The organism is Clostridium acetireducens DSM 10703 (assembly GCF_001758365.1).
GTDB classification, from domain to species: Bacteria; Bacillota; Clostridia; order Clostridiales; family Clostridiaceae; genus Clostridium_C; species Clostridium_C acetireducens.
Genome location: NZ_LZFO01000010.1, coordinates 44,700 through 60,662 on the forward strand (window position 1 = coordinate 44,700; position 15,963 = coordinate 60,662).

Genomic DNA, 15,963 nt, shown 5'->3' on the forward strand with positions numbered 1-15,963 from the left:
ATATTATTTACAAGATTTTTAATTTCATTAGTATAATTACTAACAGAAGTACTTACCGTTGTTCTTCCGCTACTACTGCAAATCCTTTTCCCATTTCACAAATTTATAAAACCTATTAAGTTTAAACTTAATAGGTTTTATAAATTTATTTCTAATGTATCTAATTTAGCAATTAACTTTAAATCTTTTATTTGAACTGTTTTAGTTAATATATTTCCTCTATTACTAATAACTAATGCTTTATTACTATCTATTTTTTTTACTTGTCTTATAATATTTTTTCCATCCTGTTCCATAAGGTAAATAGAATTATTATTTATTTCATTAGTTAAATGTGCAAAAGCAATATCTCCTTTACATATTCTAAATCCAATCATATCATCATCTTCTATTTGTATATATATTACTTTATCTTTATTGTATCCATTTATTTTATTGTTAATTATAGGCATTGGTTTAGTATATAAAACTTTTTTTAAATCATATTTATAAACAGGTACACCTTTTATAATATCTCCTAAAGCATCTTTCCATACTTCACTAATCTGATTCTTAGAATTATTTTTTTCTATAAATTCATTTTTATTAAAATTATTTTTGCTGCTTAAATCTTCATGAAAATTCATAACTATATCATTTAAATCTTTGCCAAAAATCTTGGATATTCTATCTATTAAATTTTGATTAATAATTTTTTTCCCAGTTTCTACATCACTTATAAATTTTTCAGATACTCCTAACTTTTTACCTAATTGTTTTTGAGTCATTTTTGATTCAATTCTTATATTTTTTATTTTTTCTCCTACTCTACTCATAACTTATCCTCCTATTGAATAATTTATTATATTTTCTAAGACATTATATTAACCCAATTTATTTATAATATAATTATATATTAATTTCTATAAAAAACAAATTATACAATAAATATATTTTTACAATATAAATTCCTAATTATTAATAAAATAGTAGCAATTTTTTGCTACTATTTTATTAATAATTAATTAGCTTGTAACTTAAGTCTATAATATTATTTTTCTTAAGAGAATTATATATGTGTATATATCCCTTAGTGCTACAACTATTTAAAATTTTATTTTCTTCAAGTTTTCTTTTTAATTGTTTAGCTGTTCCATATCCTCCATCAATAATTGGCACATACTTTGGTAGTATATTTTTTAATTCATTTTTTATAAAAGGATAATGTGTACATCCAAGTACTACTGACGAAATATCCTGATTTATAAATTTGCCTACCTTTTGTTTTAAATAAAAATTTATTTTGTCTCCTTCTATAATGCCACTTTCAATTAGTTCTACTAATCCAGCACAAGGTAACAACTCTATATCATTAGTATCTTTATAATTGTTCATCAATATGTTAAATTTCTTTTCTGAAAGAGTCATTGGAGTAGCCATTATAATTATTTTACCTTTTCTATTAATTTCTACAGCTGGCTTTAGAGCAGGTTCTATTCCTACAATTGGTATATCGGTATATTTATTTCTTAAAGAAACTATAGCAACACTAGTAGCAGTATTGCAAGCTATAACTATAGCTTTCACACCTTTATCAATTAAAAACTGTACTGCTTTAAATGTCAATTTTTTTACTTCTTCAGCACTTTTAACTCCATAAGGAGCATTCTTTGAATCCCCATAATATACATAGTTCTCATTTGGTAATATTTTTATAGACTCTTTTAAAACACTTAATCCCCCTACTCCTGAATCAAAAAACCCTATAGGTTTATCATATACATAACAATTGTTCATAATATCACCATCCTATTTACCCATTAAAAGCCCATTAAATATTATACTTCATAAATTTAATTTTGTAATAAGTTAAATAAATTTAATTTAACTTTATTCTATTGACATAAATATATATTAATTATAAAATTACGGATATATAATTTTATTTAAACTTAGGGAGGTTACTATGGTAAAAGATTTAATTTATATTATTCGTAAAGAAATGCATTCTGAAGATAGTTTGAGAAAAATTCTTTTATCTCATCCTGAAATAAAGTTTGTATCTTTTATGGGTGTAGATTTATCCGGAAATGACACAGACGAAAAAATACCAGTAAAGGTTTTCCTTAATGATATAAACACTTTTTTAAAAGGAGAAGTACAAACTGATGGTTCTTCTGTGGTACTTCCAGGAATAGCCACATTAAATAACGCTAAAGTAGATATGGTAGCAGATTTAGATGTAAATTGGTACATAGATTATAATAATGAACATATAGACTTAGAAACTAATAAACCTGTAGGTACTCTTAGAATACCTTGTTTTTTATATCACGAAAACAAAGCTGTTGACTCTAGACACATTTTAAAATCTGCAGTAGAACATCTCAAAATTTCTCTTTTAAATCTATTTAAAAATTACCCAAACTCTTTGTCTCTTTTTGGAATTAAATATGAAGATATAGTTTCTATAGAACTTACCACTGCTACAGAATTAGAATTTTGGGTTCAAACACCTAATGATAAAGCAGAAACAGAAGAATTATCTACATCTCAAGTTTTACATGAACAATATTGGAAAAGAACTAAAGGTGCCGTAAGGACTTCTTTAGAAGAAAGTCTTATAATAATGGATTCTTATGGTCTAGAACCAGAAATGGGACATAAAGAAGTAGGAGGAGTAAAAGCTAAATTAGACCAATCTGGTAATTTTACTCACATAATGGAACAGCTTGAAATAGATTGGAAATACTCCACTGCAGTACAAACAGGAGATAATGAATTATTAGCAAGAACTCTTATAAAAGAAACTTTTAGAAAAAATGGATTAGATGTTACCTTTTCTGCCAAACCAATAGATGAAGTAGCAGGAAGTGGTGAACACATCCATGTTAGCATATCTGTAAAATTAAAAAATGGCAAAAAAATAAATTTATTTACTGCCCCAGATCACCATTATCTTAGCAATATAGGCTATTCTTCTATAATTGGTATACTTAAAAATTATGAAATAATTAATCCTTTTGTATCGTCAACAAATGGTGCTTTTAAAAGACTAAAACCAGGTTTTGAAGCTCCAACATGCATTGTAACATCTTTAGGTAATTCTGTAGAAATTCCATCTAGAAATAGAACTGTACTTTTAGGTGTAATTCGTAACTTAGCTAGCCCTTTATCTACAAGATTTGAACTTAGATCCCCCAATCCTCATACAAATGTATATCTAACTTTAGCTGCTATATGTATGACTATGCTAGACGGTATAAAATATGCTATATGCAATAATAAATCAGAAAATGATTTATTAAAAGAACTTTCAAAAGCTCCTGGTGAAAATACAGATTATTTAGAAAAGGACAGAGCTTATAGAAGTGAAGAAGATGTATTTGAATATTACAATGATGAAGAAAGGGAAAAATTTTTTGGTAAAGCACCTGCAACCGTATATGAAAACTTAGTAGGTTTTGAAAAATATAAAGACAAACTAAACGTATTAAAAGAAAATAATATATTTACTGATAAAATTATAAACAGCTATACATTAGCAACAATTGAAAGATGGCTTATGGAAATAAACTATAGAGTTTTAAATAACTATACAAAAGAAATAAGAAATTATAAAATGCTTCATTCTATTGATAGAGCTTTAGATTTAGATGTATCTAATTGGATGAAAATAAATGAAATCAGATATTATTTAATGAAAGACTCTTATACTAATAAAAGTTTATTTACTAGAATTAAAGAAGCTACTAAAATAAATGATTACAGCGAAATTTCAAAACTTCAAGTTGAATTAGATGAAAAAATGAAAGAATTAAGAAATTTATATTCTACTTATAAAAAGAATCTATTAGATATTTAATAATATTAAAAGTAGAGACTCTACGAGCCTCTACTTTTTTAAAAATCTCTTAATGTAAATCTCTTTACCATTATTTCTTTCCTACTATTAATTGATTTCCACAATTCAATTCTATCTACTTTAACCATAAAAAGATTTTCTTCATCACTATATTTTAAGTTATATCCTTTTGAATTATTGTATCCAGAATAACATAAAGGAATAAACAAGTTATCTATATTACTATTTTTAAAGTTAAATCCTTTTAATAATAAATCTTCATTAATATTTCTTGTAATAGTAGCTATATAACCTTTGTTTTTTACAGGTAATCCTATATATTTTTGATTATTATTTAAACAACAATTTAAATTTATACCCACCTTAAATTTTTTATAAGGCTTAATAATATCATTTATTATTAAACTTAATTTATCAATATCTGGATCTTCAATAACACTTAAAGTTACATGAAACCCAAGAGGATTTTTATAAAACTTATATTTTTTACATAAATCCCTTTGAACATTTTTAATATATGCATACGAATTTTTATCAAATAAAGCTACTAAATAATACTTCATATAAATCCCCCAACTTTTTATGTTTTATTTATAATTATATCATATAGTTAAAAATTTTATAATATTACATTTATGATGGTTTTTTAATAATTTACTCAATACCCATTAACATTTAAAAAATTAGTGTTAAAATAATAAAGAATTATGATATAATAATGTTTGTAATTTACATTGAAAAATATCATGAAATATGATTTTACATAAATATGTCAATTTAAAATAAATATAAAAACTTTGATAAGGACGGATGCGGGGATGGATAAATTAATAGTTAAAGGCAAAAAGCCTTTGCATGGTAATGTGGAAATAAGTGGTGCTAAAAATGCAGCTGTTGCTATACTTCCAGCAGCTATTATGGCTAATAAAGGTATCTCTAATATAGAAAATATCCCTGAAATAGAGGATGTTCACTGTATAGAAAGAATCCTCAAAAGTTTGGGATGTAGAGTTAAAAAACAAAAAAATTCTATTACTATTGATAGTACTGCAATGAATAACTTTGTAGCCGACACTGATGATGTTCGAAAAATGAGAGCATCATATTATTTTATAGGAGCCTTACTTAGTAGATTTAAAAAAGCAAGAGTAGAGCTGCCAGGAGGTTGTCCAATAGGCGTTAGACCTATTGATCAACATATAAAAGGATTTGAAGCATTAGGTGCAGAAGTTTCTATTGAGCATGGAGCTGTTATTGTTAAAGCAAATAAATTAATAGGAACTAATATATTTTTTGACGTTGTTAGTGTAGGTGCTACTATTAACGTTATGTTAGCAGCTACATTAGCTGAAGGTGTTACTGTACTTGAAAATGTAGCTAAAGAACCTCATGTAGTAGACGTAGCTAATTTCTTAAATTCAATGGGTGCAGATATAAAAGGTGCTGGTACTGATATAATAAGAGTTAAAGGTGTTAAGGAATTAAAAGGATGCTCTTACAGTGTAATACCAGATCAAATAGAAGCGGGTACATATATGATAGCTACAGCAGCTTGTGGAGGACAAGTTACTATTAATAATGTAATTCCAAAGCACTTAGAGTCTATATCTGCTAAACTTATAGAAATGGGTGCTACAGTAATAGAAAATGGAGATTCTGTTACTGTAAAATCTAACGGAAAATTAAAATCAGTAAATGTAAAAACTTTGCCTTATCCTGGTTTTCCTACTGATGTACAACAACCTATGAGTACAACATTATGTGTATCAAAAGGTAGAAGCATAATTAACGAAAGTATATGGGAAAATCGCTTTAAACATGTAGATGAATTAAAAAAAATGGGAGCACATATAAAAGTAGAAGGTAGAACTGCAATTGTAGATGGAGTAGACAAACTTACAGGTGCTGTGGTAAAAGCTACTGATTTAAGAGCTGGTGCTGCCATGGTAATTGCAGGATTAATAGCAGAAGGCACAACAGAAATTTTAGGTATAGAACATATTGATAGGGGATACCCACATATAGAAAATAAATTTAAATGTTTAGGAGCAGATATAAAAAGAGTACGTATATAAGATTGGAGAATGTTATATGATTTTTTGCTCATTGTATAGTGGAAGTACTGGAAATAGCATTTTTGTTTCTTCAAATAATACAAAATTGCTTATAGATGCTGGTTTATCCGGCAAAAATATAGATAAAGCTCTCAATGAAATTGGAGAATGTAGTAAAGATATAGACGCTATACTTGTAACTCATGAACACACAGACCACATAAAAGGAGTAGGTGTATTATCAAGAAAATATGATATACCCATATATGCAAATATTCCTACTTGGGAAGCTATGTCAAGTTCTATAGGAAAACTTAAAAATAAAAATATAAAAATAATTAATAGTAGAGAACTATCTATCAAAGATGTAGATATAATTAACTATAAAATACCTCATGATGCAGCTTCTCCTTTAGGTTATGCTATTTGTCATAAAAATAAAAAAGCTTGTATAGCTACTGACTTAGGCTTTTTTACTAAAGAGATAAAAGATGTTGCTAAAGATGCAGATGTAGTATTATTAGAAAGCAATCATGATATAGAAATGTTAAAGTTTGGTCCCTACCCATACAATTTAAAAAGAAGAATTTTAAGTAATGTAGGTCATTTATCTAATGAAGATTGTGGCAAAGCTATTTTAAATATATTGAGTAGTAAACCAAAAAAAATTGTGCTAGGACATTTAAGTAAAACTAATAACTATCCTAAATTAGCATACCAGACAGTTATTAATATACTAAAAGAAAAAGATGTTACAAATAAAGACATTATATTATCTATGGCTAAAAGAACTACTCCTAGTAATTATATAAAATTTTAAATTAGAGGTGAGTATATGAAAAAAAATATTAGCTTGCTATTAGCTTTCTTTATTATTTTTTCTACTATATCTTTTACCAGTTGTGAAAAAAAAGATAAAGTTAGCATAAATAATAAAGAAAAGGTAAAAAATATAGCTTTACCAAATGAACAAGATAATATTATAGATTTAAGCTTATATTTTGATTCATCTACAGATAGTAATAAATCTGAAGTAGCTAAAGAAGAAAGATTAATAAAAAAAGAAGAATTAATTGGAGAGCTTATAGTTCAAGAACTTATAAATGGACCTTCTGTTAATAGCAAACTAAAACCTATTTTACCTAAGGAAACGCGTCTTATTAGTTTTTCTATTAAAGATGGAATAGCTTATATTAATCTAAGTAAAGAAGCTCAAATTTCTATGACACCTGAAAAAGAAAAATCAAGTTTAAAAAGTATTGTATATTCTCTAACTCAGCTTCCATCCATAAAAAAGATTAGCGTATTAGTAGAAAATAAAAACATAAAATCTTTAGGAGGTAATTTCAATTGGTCAAAACCTATTGGAAAGGAAGATGTTGAAAATGTTAAATAACAAATATTGCTGTGAAAAGCATAAAAATAAAGCTTTTGATGATTTTTTAAAGGAACATGATACTTTTCCTTATATAGAAAAAGTATCCTCCGGTAAATGTAATTATTGCGATGATGATGCTTCATTTGTGCTTAAAATCACAAAGCAAATGGGACCTTCAGAACTTTTAGATTTATAATTAAAAATATTAATTTATAAGGAGAATAAAATATGAGTTTATATACAGATTGGACAGACATGGTGGTAGAGTATGTTAAAACAAAAGGACAAGCAGCTTTTTGGAAAAAATATGGCTCTATAGAAAAAAACATTTATAGTAGCATACTAGCAAATCATACTAATGTGCTACAAGGTTCTATTAAAGATTTATCAGAACAATTGAATACCTCTATTGTATTTTTTATAGGTTTTTTAGATGGAATAAACGAAAGTCTTGAAACTCAAATAAACTTAGAAGAACTAGAAGAAACTACTAACATAGAATTAAAAATAAATTATGAAAAACTATACTATAATATGCTGGATTCAAAAGCAGATTATCTTTATAAACTTCCTCAATGGGATGCAATTTTTTCTAGTGAAAAAAGAAAAGAAATTCATAAAGAATGGGTTTCATCTAAAACAGTAGTAAATACTAATAAAACAGGTAGAAATGCCCCTTGCCCTTGTGGAAGCGGTAAAAAATACAAAAATTGTTGTGGTAAAAACTAATCTACATTAAAGCACATTTTAAATAAAATGTGCTTTTGTATTTTAAAGGAGAAAGAAATGAATATACATATAATTTGCGTAGGAAAATTAAAAGAAAAATATCTAAAAGAAGCTATAGCTGAATATTCAAAACGTTTAAGTAAATATTGTAAATTAACCATATTAGAACTACAAGATGAAAAAACTCCTGATAAATGTTCTTTAAACGAAGAAAAACAAATAAAAATTAAAGAAGGCATGAAAATTTTAAAACATATAAAAGATAATATGTTTGTAATAGCTCTAGACTTAAAAGGAAAAACTTTATCTTCAGAAGAACTTTCTGATTTTATAAAAGATTCTAGTCTTAAAGGAAATAGCAATTTAGCTTTTGTAATAGGAGGTTCCTTAGGATTATCCCCTGATGTGTTATCTAGAGCAAATTTTAAATTATGCTTTTCTAAAATGACCTTTCCTCATCAGTTAATGAGAGTTATACTTCTTGAACAAATATACAGAGGATATAGAATTATAAACGGTGAACCATACCATAAATAAAAATAAACTAGAACTGCTATATATATTTTTATATTAAAATCTAATTAGACCTTCAACACAAAAATGATGTATTATAAAATTATAATATTAAATGCAAAGAAGGTAATTTAATGGATAATATTATAGATATATTAGTAATTGAAGATGATACAAATATAAATAAATTATTATGTGATATGTTAAGTAACTCTGGATATAAAACTATAGCAGCTTACTCTGGTACAGAAGCTCTTTTATATATCCAAAAATATGAATTAGATATGATTTTACTGGATTTAATGCTTCCAGGTATAAGTGGCGAAGAACTACTTATTAAATGAATGGAGAAGTCTATGCTGAAATTCATGAAAACTTACTGCATATTTTTTGTAAATGGCAACTTAAATAAATTTATATTACAACTATAATTACTTTGTGATAAGATTTTAGTAGAAAAAAATTTATTTCACAGAGGTGCAGACTATATGAATAAGACAATTGGAATATTAGCTCACGTAGATGCTGGTAAAACTACATTTGCTGAGCAAATATTATATCATACAAAAAGTATTAAAAATAGAGGTAGAGTAGATCATAAAAGTGCTTTTTTAGATAGCCATAGTATAGAAAAAGAAAGAGGTATTACAGTATTTTCAGATCAAGGATTTTTTGAATATAATTCTTCAAACTATTATTTAATAGATACTCCAGGACATATAGACTTTTCTTCTGAAATGGAAAGAGCTATTGAAGTTATGGATTATGCTATTATTATAATAAGCGGGGTTGAAGGGGTTCAAGGTCATACAGAAACAGTATGGCATCTACTTAGAAAGCACAACATACCAACATTTTTCTTTATTAATAAAATAGATAGAGTTGGTGCAAATGTAGAAAATGTTTTAGATGAAATTAGATTAAATTTAACTAAAGACCTTTGTTTTATTACAGAATCTTTTGATGGACAAAATATGAAAGATGAACTTATTGAGTTTATTGCAGAAAAAGATGATGAGCTTTTTGAAAAATACATAGACGAAAACTATGAAAAAGATTTATGGCTAAATTCCATGAAAAAAATGATTAAGGAAAATAAAATTTTCCCATGTATTAGTGGATCAGCTCTACAAGATATTAATATAGATAGTTTTTTGAAAAAATTAGATATTTTAACTTATACAGATTATAATGACAAAAAAGAATTTAGTGGACAAGTATGTAAAATTCATCATAATGAAAAAGGAAATAGAATAACTTACATAAAAGCATTAAGTGGAACTTTAAAAGTTAAAGAAAATTTATGTTTATGTTCTTATAAAGATAACTTTTATGAAAAAATTAATGAAATAAGAATTTATAATGGAATTAAATTTAAATCTGTAGACAAAGTTTCTGCTGGAGAAATTTTTGCAGTAACAGGATTAAAAAATGCATCTATAGGAGATGGAGTTGGAACTTTAAGAAAAAAATCTAATTATGAAATGGTTCCAACATTAAAATCAAAAGTTATATTTGATAAAAGTATAAATGCAAAAGATATTTTAAGCTATTTTAAAATATTAGAAGCAGAAGACCCTGCTTTAAATATAATTTGGGATGAAAATCTTCAAGAAATACAAGTTCATATTATGGGAATTATTCAATTAGAAGTTTTAAAAGAATTAGTAGAAGAACGTTTTTATTTATCCATAGATTTTGGACCTTGTGAAATTCTTTATAAAGAAACTATTTCTACAGAATCCATTGGATATGGTCATTTTGAACCTTTAGGTCATTATGCGGAAGTACATATTAAGTTAGAACCAACAAAAAGAAATACAGGAATTATATTTGATAATGTGTGTCATACAGATGACTTAACTATAGGCAATCAAAATTTAGTTCGCACACATATTTATGAAAGAGAACATCGTGGAATACTAACAGGCTCACCTATAACGGATTTAAAGATTACTTTGTTAACTGGAAGAGCTCATAATAAACATACTACTGGAGGAGACTTCAGAGAAGCCACATTTAGAGCATTAAGACAAGGACTAGAAAATACAAAAAATATATTATTAGAACCTTATTATCGTTTTAAAATAAAAGTAGATATAGATTATATGGGAAGAGTTTTATCTGATATACAAAAATTAAATGGTTCTTTTGAACCTCCACAAACAAATTGTAATAAAGCTATTATAATAGGCAGGGGCCCTGTATCTACTTTTATGAATTATTCCATGGAATTTATTTCGTTAACAAAAGGTACTGGGAAAATTAATTTTATTTTTGATGGATACGATATTTGTCATAATGAAGAAGAAGTTATTAAAAAAATAAATTATGATAAAAATTCAGATATAGATTATACATCTACTTCAATATTTTGTTCTAAGGGACAAGGATTTTTAATAAAATCAGAGAACGTAGAAGAATATATGCATTGTTTGAAGTAATTAATTAAATAAAAAAGTATCTTCTAATTTAGAGAAGATACTTTTTTTGTATATTAAAAATAATTTTAAAATACATGTAATGAAATACAAAGTTTTACGTATTAACATATAGAACTGCTTAGCTAAGTAAAAAGTTATAGAAAGGAGGATTTAAAATATGGAACAGTTTGCTTTGATTAACCCCTTAGATAAAAAAGAAACTAAAGAAAAAGATTTTACTTATATTTTTAAAACTTATTACAAAAGAGTTTATAACTATATATATTATAGAATTAATTGCACTTATACAACTGAAGATTTAACAAGTCAAGTTTTTGAAAAAGTAATGATTAAAATAAACACATATTCTAGAGACAAATCTCCCTTTGAAGTATGGTTATTTGCCATAGCTAGAAATGTAATAAATGATTATATAAGAAAATCAAAAAAGCACAAATTTTTTTCTATTGATAGTTTTAAAAATTTAATTTCAAAAGAAAAAAATCCAGAAGATGTAGTAATGCTATCAGAAACTAATAATAAATTATCAAAAGCATTAAATATTTTAAATGAAAGAGAAAGAAATATTGTATCACTTAAATTTGGTGCTACCCTTAAAAACAAGGAAATTGCAAAAATATTAGATATTACTGAAAGTAATGTAGGGGTAATACTTTATCGTACAATGAAAAAGTTAAAAATAGAAATGGAAAGAGAGGATTAACTATGAATAAAAAAAGTATTGAAGATAAATTTTCTATAGATATAGATGCTTATTTTAATGGTATACAAGAACCTACTGAATCAAATTCCAAAGAATATAATGAACTTTTAAATTTTAGTAAAACTTTAGCAAATGAAGATTTTAGTAAAAATAGTAATAAAGAAAAAGTTTTTGATAAAACTTTAAAAAATATAAATGAATATAGAGGTGGAAATATTATGAAAAAATCAAATAAAATGAAATTTACTGCTAAAATAGCATCTCTTATAGGAATAGGTATAATTAGCATTTCTTTAATTCAACCAGCACATGCTCGTAATTTAGCAGATAAAGTAATAAAAACAATATCTTTAGGGCATGTAAGCATTATACAAACAGAATCTCCTAAAATAGAAAAACTTTCTGTACCTAAAGAATTAAAAGGTAAAATTTTTGATAAAGACGGAAAACCAATAGAAATATTTACAAAAGACTTTTCTGGTAAACTATATACAGCTAAAGGTGAAGAAATTGATAGTATTTCAAATAATAAAATAATAACTGTAGCTGAACAAGAAAAAATAGAAAAAGATACAATGTTAATAGTTAAAGATCCTACTAAATTAAATAAATACACTTGCTTTAATGTTATTCTTCCTTCTTATTTACCAAAAGATTATAAATTTGATAAAGCAACGTTTTATAAAGATGCTAAAGGTGTTAATAATAGCAAATCTATTGATTTATGTTTTACTAATAGTAAAGGAAAATCTATTTATATGCAACAACGTTTTGCTTGTGAAGAAACAAAATGCGAAGGTGGAACAGATGGTAAAATAGAAAAAATTAAAATCAATGGTGTAAATGCTGTAATATCTGATAATAGATCTATTGATTGGGAATACAAAAATGTTATTTACTTTCTATCAGGCATGGGTGAAATTTCACGAAATGATTTAATAAAAATTGCAAAATCTATTAAATAACTATTTACTAAACTTAATAAAAACTTTATAATTTATAATTACTAATAATATCTTAAATAATCCAATATATTTATACAAAAAGGATAGCTAATAGATTATTAAATCTATTTTAGTTATCCTTTGTTGTATAAATTAGGATTAAGTTGATTAAATATACATATGTTAATATAATATATATACATTTAACTAGGGATAAGAGGTATTAATATGATAAATATAATAAAAAGCCAAAGAGAATTTTTTAATAAAAACATAACAAAAGATATAGGCTTTAGAATCGCTCAATTAAAAAAGCTTAAAAAAGTTATATTACAAAATGAAGAAAACATATTAAATTCATTGAAAAAGGATTTAAATAAATCTCCTTTTGAAAGCTATACTACAGAAATAGGTTTTGTAATAAATGAAATTAATTATATGATTAAAAATATAAAAAAGTTTTCAAAAACTAAAAAAGTTAAAACCCCAATTATATATTTTGGAGCTTCTAGTTATATAGTTTCTGAGCCTGTTGGAATAGCTTTAATAATTGGTCCTTGGAATTACCCTTTTCAATTAAACATTGCTCCTCTAGTAGGCTCTATTGCGGCAGGAAACTGTTCTACAATAAAACCCTCTGAATATTCTCCTAATGTATCCAATGTAATTGAAAAAATCATAAAAGAAAATTTTAATGAAAATTATATAACTGTAATTCAAGGTGATAGTAAAATATCTAAAGAACTACTATGTCAAAAGTTTGATTACATATTTTTTACTGGAAGTACTTCTATAGGAAAACTTGTAATGGAAGCTGCCTCAAAAAATTTAACTCCTGTAACACTAGAACTAGGTGGCAAAAGTCCTTGTATAGTTGATAAAGAAGTAGCTTTAAATTTAGCTGCTAAAAGAATTGCTTGGGGTAAATTTTTAAATGCTGGTCAAACTTGTGTAGCACCTGATTATGTGCTTATCAATAAATCAGTAAAAGAAGAGTTCATAATAAATGTAAAAAAACAAATTAAAGACTTTTACGGTGATAATCCGCTTTTAAGCAAAGATTATGTAAAAATTATTAATAAAAATCATTTTAATAGGTTATTAAATTTACTTAATCAAGGAAACATTGTAGTAGGTGGAAATATTGATAAAAAAAATTTATTTATATCCCCTACTATTATTGATAATGTATCCAGTGACAGCACTTTAATGAATGAAGAAATATTTGGACCTATTTTGCCTATAATTGAATACGAAAACTTAGATGATACAATAAAATTTATAAATACTAAACCTAAACCTTTAGCCTTGTACATTTTTTCTTCTAATAATAAAAATATAAATAAAATAATTAACTCTACCTCTTCAGGAGGTATAACAATAAATGATACATTAATACATATGACAACTAATTATTTACCTTTTGGAGGTGTAGGGGAAAGTGGTATGGGAAGTTACCATGGTAAAGCTTCCTTCGATACATTTTCTCACAAAAAAAGTATACTTAAAAATCAAACAAAATTTGATTTAAAATTAAAATATCCTCCCTATAATACACCATTAAAATTTATAAAAAAAATTTTAAATTTATTATAATAATTAGTTATAAATATTACATTTATTTTTTTCATATACAATGCTAAAATCTTATTATAGAATAAAATTATATTTATAATATAAAATAATTTATATACAAAAGTTAAAGGAGGTTACTTTAAATGGATAAAGATATTCAAATAGCCTTATTAAACGAAGAATTAAATGACTTTATTGAAAGTATGAAATATCAATTTGGAGAAAACTATATGGAAAATCCAGATGCAGCTGCAAGAATAGAATTTATAAAAAATAAAATAGCTATTTTGGAAAAAGAAGAGTCTTAATAGACTCTCTTTTTATTAATTAATTTTTTTTAGAAACACATACTATAATTGAGGTGAACAATAGTTATGGATAAAAAACATATATTTAAAGAATTTCAAATTCATTTAATGAATGATTCTATTCCTTCTAATTATTTTAATAATAATTTAAAAAATGAATACTTTAATTTTAACCCTTTTAACATGCTAAAAAAATTAACAGATGTACCTCAATCCCCAAAATTTCATCCTGAAGGTAGTGTGTGGAATCATACTATGTTAGTGATAGATACTGCTGCAACCTATAAAAATTTTAGTAAAAACCCTATAGTATTTATGTGGGCAGCATTATTACATGATATAGGAAAGGCTGATACTACAAAAATACTAAAAAAAGGTAAAATAACTTCATATGACCACGATAAACTAGGTCAAATATTATCCAAAAAATTTTTAAAAGAACTTACTGATGATACTAAAATTATTGATGAAGTATCTTTATTAATAAAATGGCATATGCAACCTTTGTTTGTAGTTAAAGATTTACCTTTTAAAGATATTGAATCTATGAAATCTGAAGTTTCAATAGATGAAATTGCTTTATTATCTTTATGCGATAGATTAGGAAGAGGAAATATGAGTTATGAAAAGATAGAAGAAGAAAAGCAAAATATAAAATACTTTTTACAAAAGTGTTCTAAAGTCTATACAAATTAATAAAATAAATACTTACATCTTAAAAAATTTATTTTAATATTACTATTAAGTTAATACCATTTACTACTAAAAATTGTGAATATTATGGTTAAAATTAACACCTAAATTTAATTTTTTTGTTATTTTTTAAAATATTTCAGTGTAACCGATTCCAATTTCTTTAAATTTTTACGAAATTTCGCTAAAATATATATATAACAAATTTAAAGTTTGGAAGGGTGTATTTATAATATGAACTTAAAAGAATTATTTGTTCTACAAAAAGAACTAGATAATCATATAAGTAAAGAACATAATCTTTATAATAAAAATCTTCTTTCTAAAAAAATATTAGCTCTACAAGTTGAATTAGGGGAATTAGCTAATGAAACAAAATGTTTCAAATTTTGGAGTAATAAAAAACCTTCTAATAAAGAAATTATTCTTGAGGAATATGTTGACTGCTTACATTTTTTATTAAGTATTGGGTTAGATAAATCTTTTAACGACATAGAAGTAATTAATCCTAAAAATGAATCTACTTATGAAATGGCAGATTATTTTTTAAATTTATTTGTAGATATAAATGATTTTTTTGTATGTTCTTGTAAAGACCAATACATTACTTTATTTGAAGATTTTTTAATGCTAGGTAATCACTTATGTTTTTCAGAAGAAGATATTAAAAATGCTTATATATATAGGAATAAAATAAATCATAATAGACAAATTAATGTATATTAAATAATATTAAAATTATTATTATATATTTTTAAATTCCTTAGGGTATACTAAT

The 15,963-nt window shown here is 25.0% G+C and carries 17 protein-coding genes and 1 pseudogene; 15 read left to right on the plus strand and 3 right to left on the minus strand.

Annotated elements, in window-relative coordinates; all coding sequences use genetic code 11:
- Positions 1-137: 137 nt before the first annotated feature.
- Positions 138-815, minus strand: a complete 678-nt coding sequence (locus tag CLOACE_RS04645) for a helix-turn-helix domain-containing protein (RefSeq protein WP_070109878.1) — start codon at positions 813-815, stop codon at positions 138-140.
- A 178-nt stretch (positions 816-993) separates the two neighbouring features.
- A complete protein-coding gene (gene murI / locus CLOACE_RS04650) occupies positions 994-1,776 on the minus strand; it encodes a glutamate racemase (protein WP_070109879.1) in 783 nt (260 codons plus the stop codon).
- 169 nt (positions 1,777-1,945) lie between these two features.
- On the opposite strand from murI, the gene CLOACE_RS04655 reads away from it, so the two are divergent.
- Positions 1,946-3,844 carry a type I glutamate--ammonia ligase gene (locus CLOACE_RS04655; RefSeq protein ID WP_070109880.1) on the plus strand — a complete coding sequence of 633 codons (1,899 nt, stop codon included), beginning with the start codon at positions 1,946-1,948 and terminating at the stop codon, positions 3,842-3,844.
- 38 nt (positions 3,845-3,882) lie between these two features.
- Here CLOACE_RS04655 and CLOACE_RS04660 read toward each other — a convergent pair whose 3' ends face one another.
- Complete coding sequence (locus CLOACE_RS04660; RefSeq protein WP_070109881.1) at positions 3,883-4,407, minus strand: hypothetical protein; 525 nt, start codon at positions 4,405-4,407, stop codon at positions 3,883-3,885.
- 255 nt (positions 4,408-4,662) lie between these two features.
- Between CLOACE_RS04660 and CLOACE_RS04665 the strand changes: the two genes are divergently transcribed.
- The 14 genes and pseudogenes from CLOACE_RS04665 to CLOACE_RS04725 all read left to right on the plus strand — a co-directional run bounded on the left by CLOACE_RS04665 (position 4,663) and on the right by CLOACE_RS04725 (position 15,911).
- Positions 4,663-5,919, plus strand: coding sequence for a UDP-N-acetylglucosamine 1-carboxyvinyltransferase (locus CLOACE_RS04665; RefSeq protein WP_070109882.1), 1,257 nt, complete (start codon positions 4,663-4,665; stop codon positions 5,917-5,919).
- A 16-nt stretch (positions 5,920-5,935) separates the two neighbouring features.
- Positions 5,936-6,718 (plus strand): MBL fold metallo-hydrolase, encoded by a 783-nt coding sequence (locus tag CLOACE_RS04670; RefSeq protein WP_070109883.1) that lies wholly within the window; start codon positions 5,936-5,938, stop codon positions 6,716-6,718.
- 15 nt (positions 6,719-6,733) lie between these two features.
- Entirely contained in the window at positions 6,734-7,294 is a 561-nt protein-coding gene (locus CLOACE_RS04675; protein WP_070109884.1) for a GerMN domain-containing protein, read from the plus strand.
- The gene (locus CLOACE_RS04680; protein ID WP_070109885.1) at positions 7,284-7,472 is read left to right on the plus strand and encodes a CxxH/CxxC protein; all 189 of its coding nucleotides are present in this window, start codon (positions 7,284-7,286) and stop codon (positions 7,470-7,472) included. Before CLOACE_RS04675 ends, CLOACE_RS04680 begins: the two co-directional genes overlap by 11 nt.
- Before the next feature lie 32 nt (positions 7,473-7,504).
- Positions 7,505-8,005, plus strand: coding sequence for an SEC-C metal-binding domain-containing protein (locus CLOACE_RS04685; RefSeq protein WP_070109886.1), 501 nt, complete (start codon positions 7,505-7,507; stop codon positions 8,003-8,005).
- Positions 8,006-8,062: 57 nt separating this feature from the next.
- Positions 8,063-8,542, plus strand: a complete 480-nt coding sequence (gene rlmH, locus CLOACE_RS04690; RefSeq protein ID WP_070109887.1) for a 23S rRNA (pseudouridine(1915)-N(3))-methyltransferase RlmH — start codon at positions 8,063-8,065, stop codon at positions 8,540-8,542.
- A 110-nt stretch (positions 8,543-8,652) separates the two neighbouring features.
- A pseudogene (locus CLOACE_RS04695) lies at positions 8,653-8,853 on the plus strand (response regulator); the annotation flags it as partial.
- A 153-nt stretch (positions 8,854-9,006) separates the two neighbouring features.
- Positions 9,007-10,962, plus strand: a complete 1,956-nt coding sequence (locus CLOACE_RS04700; protein ID WP_070109889.1) for a GTP-binding protein — start codon at positions 9,007-9,009, stop codon at positions 10,960-10,962.
- A 157-nt stretch (positions 10,963-11,119) separates the two neighbouring features.
- The gene (locus tag CLOACE_RS04705; RefSeq protein WP_070109890.1) at positions 11,120-11,665 is read left to right on the plus strand and encodes an ECF subfamily RNA polymerase sigma factor, BldN family; all 546 of its coding nucleotides are present in this window, start codon (positions 11,120-11,122) and stop codon (positions 11,663-11,665) included.
- Between the two features lie 2 nt (positions 11,666-11,667).
- Entirely contained in the window at positions 11,668-12,630 is a 963-nt protein-coding gene (locus tag CLOACE_RS04710; protein ID WP_070109891.1) for a DUF4367 domain-containing protein, read from the plus strand.
- 207 nt (positions 12,631-12,837) lie between these two features.
- Positions 12,838-14,205 (plus strand): aldehyde dehydrogenase, encoded by a 1,368-nt coding sequence (locus CLOACE_RS04715; RefSeq protein WP_101495387.1) that lies wholly within the window; start codon positions 12,838-12,840, stop codon positions 14,203-14,205.
- A 122-nt stretch (positions 14,206-14,327) separates the two neighbouring features.
- On the plus strand, positions 14,328-14,492 hold the full coding sequence (locus CLOACE_RS11745; RefSeq protein WP_175429431.1) for a hypothetical protein: 165 nt from the start codon (positions 14,328-14,330) through the stop codon (positions 14,490-14,492).
- A gap of 66 nt (positions 14,493-14,558) precedes the next feature.
- Entirely contained in the window at positions 14,559-15,188 is a 630-nt protein-coding gene (locus tag CLOACE_RS04720; protein ID WP_070109893.1) for an HD domain-containing protein, read from the plus strand.
- Between the two features lie 231 nt (positions 15,189-15,419).
- On the plus strand, positions 15,420-15,911 hold the full coding sequence (locus CLOACE_RS04725) for a dUTP diphosphatase (protein WP_070109894.1): 492 nt from the start codon (positions 15,420-15,422) through the stop codon (positions 15,909-15,911).
- Positions 15,912-15,963: the final 52 nt, after the last annotated feature.

Bases quoted from the DNA above. Each gene is read 5' to 3' on its own strand.
- CLOACE_RS04670 (WP_070109883.1), top strand. From the start codon at position 5,936: ATGATTTTTTGCTCATTGTATAGTGGAAGTACTGGAAATAGCATTTTT.
- CLOACE_RS04725 (WP_070109894.1), top strand. From the start codon at position 15,420: ATGAACTTAAAAGAATTATTTGTTCTACAAAAAGAACTAGATAATCAT.
- CLOACE_RS11745 (WP_175429431.1), top strand. From the start codon at position 14,328: ATGGATAAAGATATTCAAATAGCCTTATTAAACGAAGAATTAAATGAC.
- CLOACE_RS04680 (WP_070109885.1), top strand. From the start codon at position 7,284: ATGTTAAATAACAAATATTGCTGTGAAAAGCATAAAAATAAAGCTTTT.
- CLOACE_RS04705 (WP_070109890.1), top strand. From the start codon at position 11,120: ATGGAACAGTTTGCTTTGATTAACCCCTTAGATAAAAAAGAAACTAAA.
- CLOACE_RS04675 (WP_070109884.1), top strand. From the start codon at position 6,734: ATGAAAAAAAATATTAGCTTGCTATTAGCTTTCTTTATTATTTTTTCT.
- murI (WP_070109879.1), bottom strand. From the start codon at position 1,776: ATGAACAATTGTTATGTATATGATAAACCTATAGGGTTTTTTGATTCA.
- CLOACE_RS04720 (WP_070109893.1), top strand. From the start codon at position 14,559: ATGGATAAAAAACATATATTTAAAGAATTTCAAATTCATTTAATGAAT.
- CLOACE_RS04660 (WP_070109881.1), bottom strand. From the start codon at position 4,407: ATGAAGTATTATTTAGTAGCTTTATTTGATAAAAATTCGTATGCATAT.
- CLOACE_RS04685 (WP_070109886.1), top strand. From the start codon at position 7,505: ATGAGTTTATATACAGATTGGACAGACATGGTGGTAGAGTATGTTAAA.
- CLOACE_RS04655 (WP_070109880.1), top strand. From the start codon at position 1,946: ATGGTAAAAGATTTAATTTATATTATTCGTAAAGAAATGCATTCTGAA.
- CLOACE_RS04710 (WP_070109891.1), top strand. From the start codon at position 11,668: ATGAATAAAAAAAGTATTGAAGATAAATTTTCTATAGATATAGATGCT.
- CLOACE_RS04645 (WP_070109878.1), bottom strand. From the start codon at position 815: ATGAGTAGAGTAGGAGAAAAAATAAAAAATATAAGAATTGAATCAAAA.
- CLOACE_RS04665 (WP_070109882.1), top strand. From the start codon at position 4,663: ATGGATAAATTAATAGTTAAAGGCAAAAAGCCTTTGCATGGTAATGTG.
- CLOACE_RS04700 (WP_070109889.1), top strand. From the start codon at position 9,007: ATGAATAAGACAATTGGAATATTAGCTCACGTAGATGCTGGTAAAACT.
- rlmH (WP_070109887.1), top strand. From the start codon at position 8,063: ATGAATATACATATAATTTGCGTAGGAAAATTAAAAGAAAAATATCTA.
- CLOACE_RS04715 (WP_101495387.1), top strand. From the start codon at position 12,838: ATGATAAATATAATAAAAAGCCAAAGAGAATTTTTTAATAAAAACATA.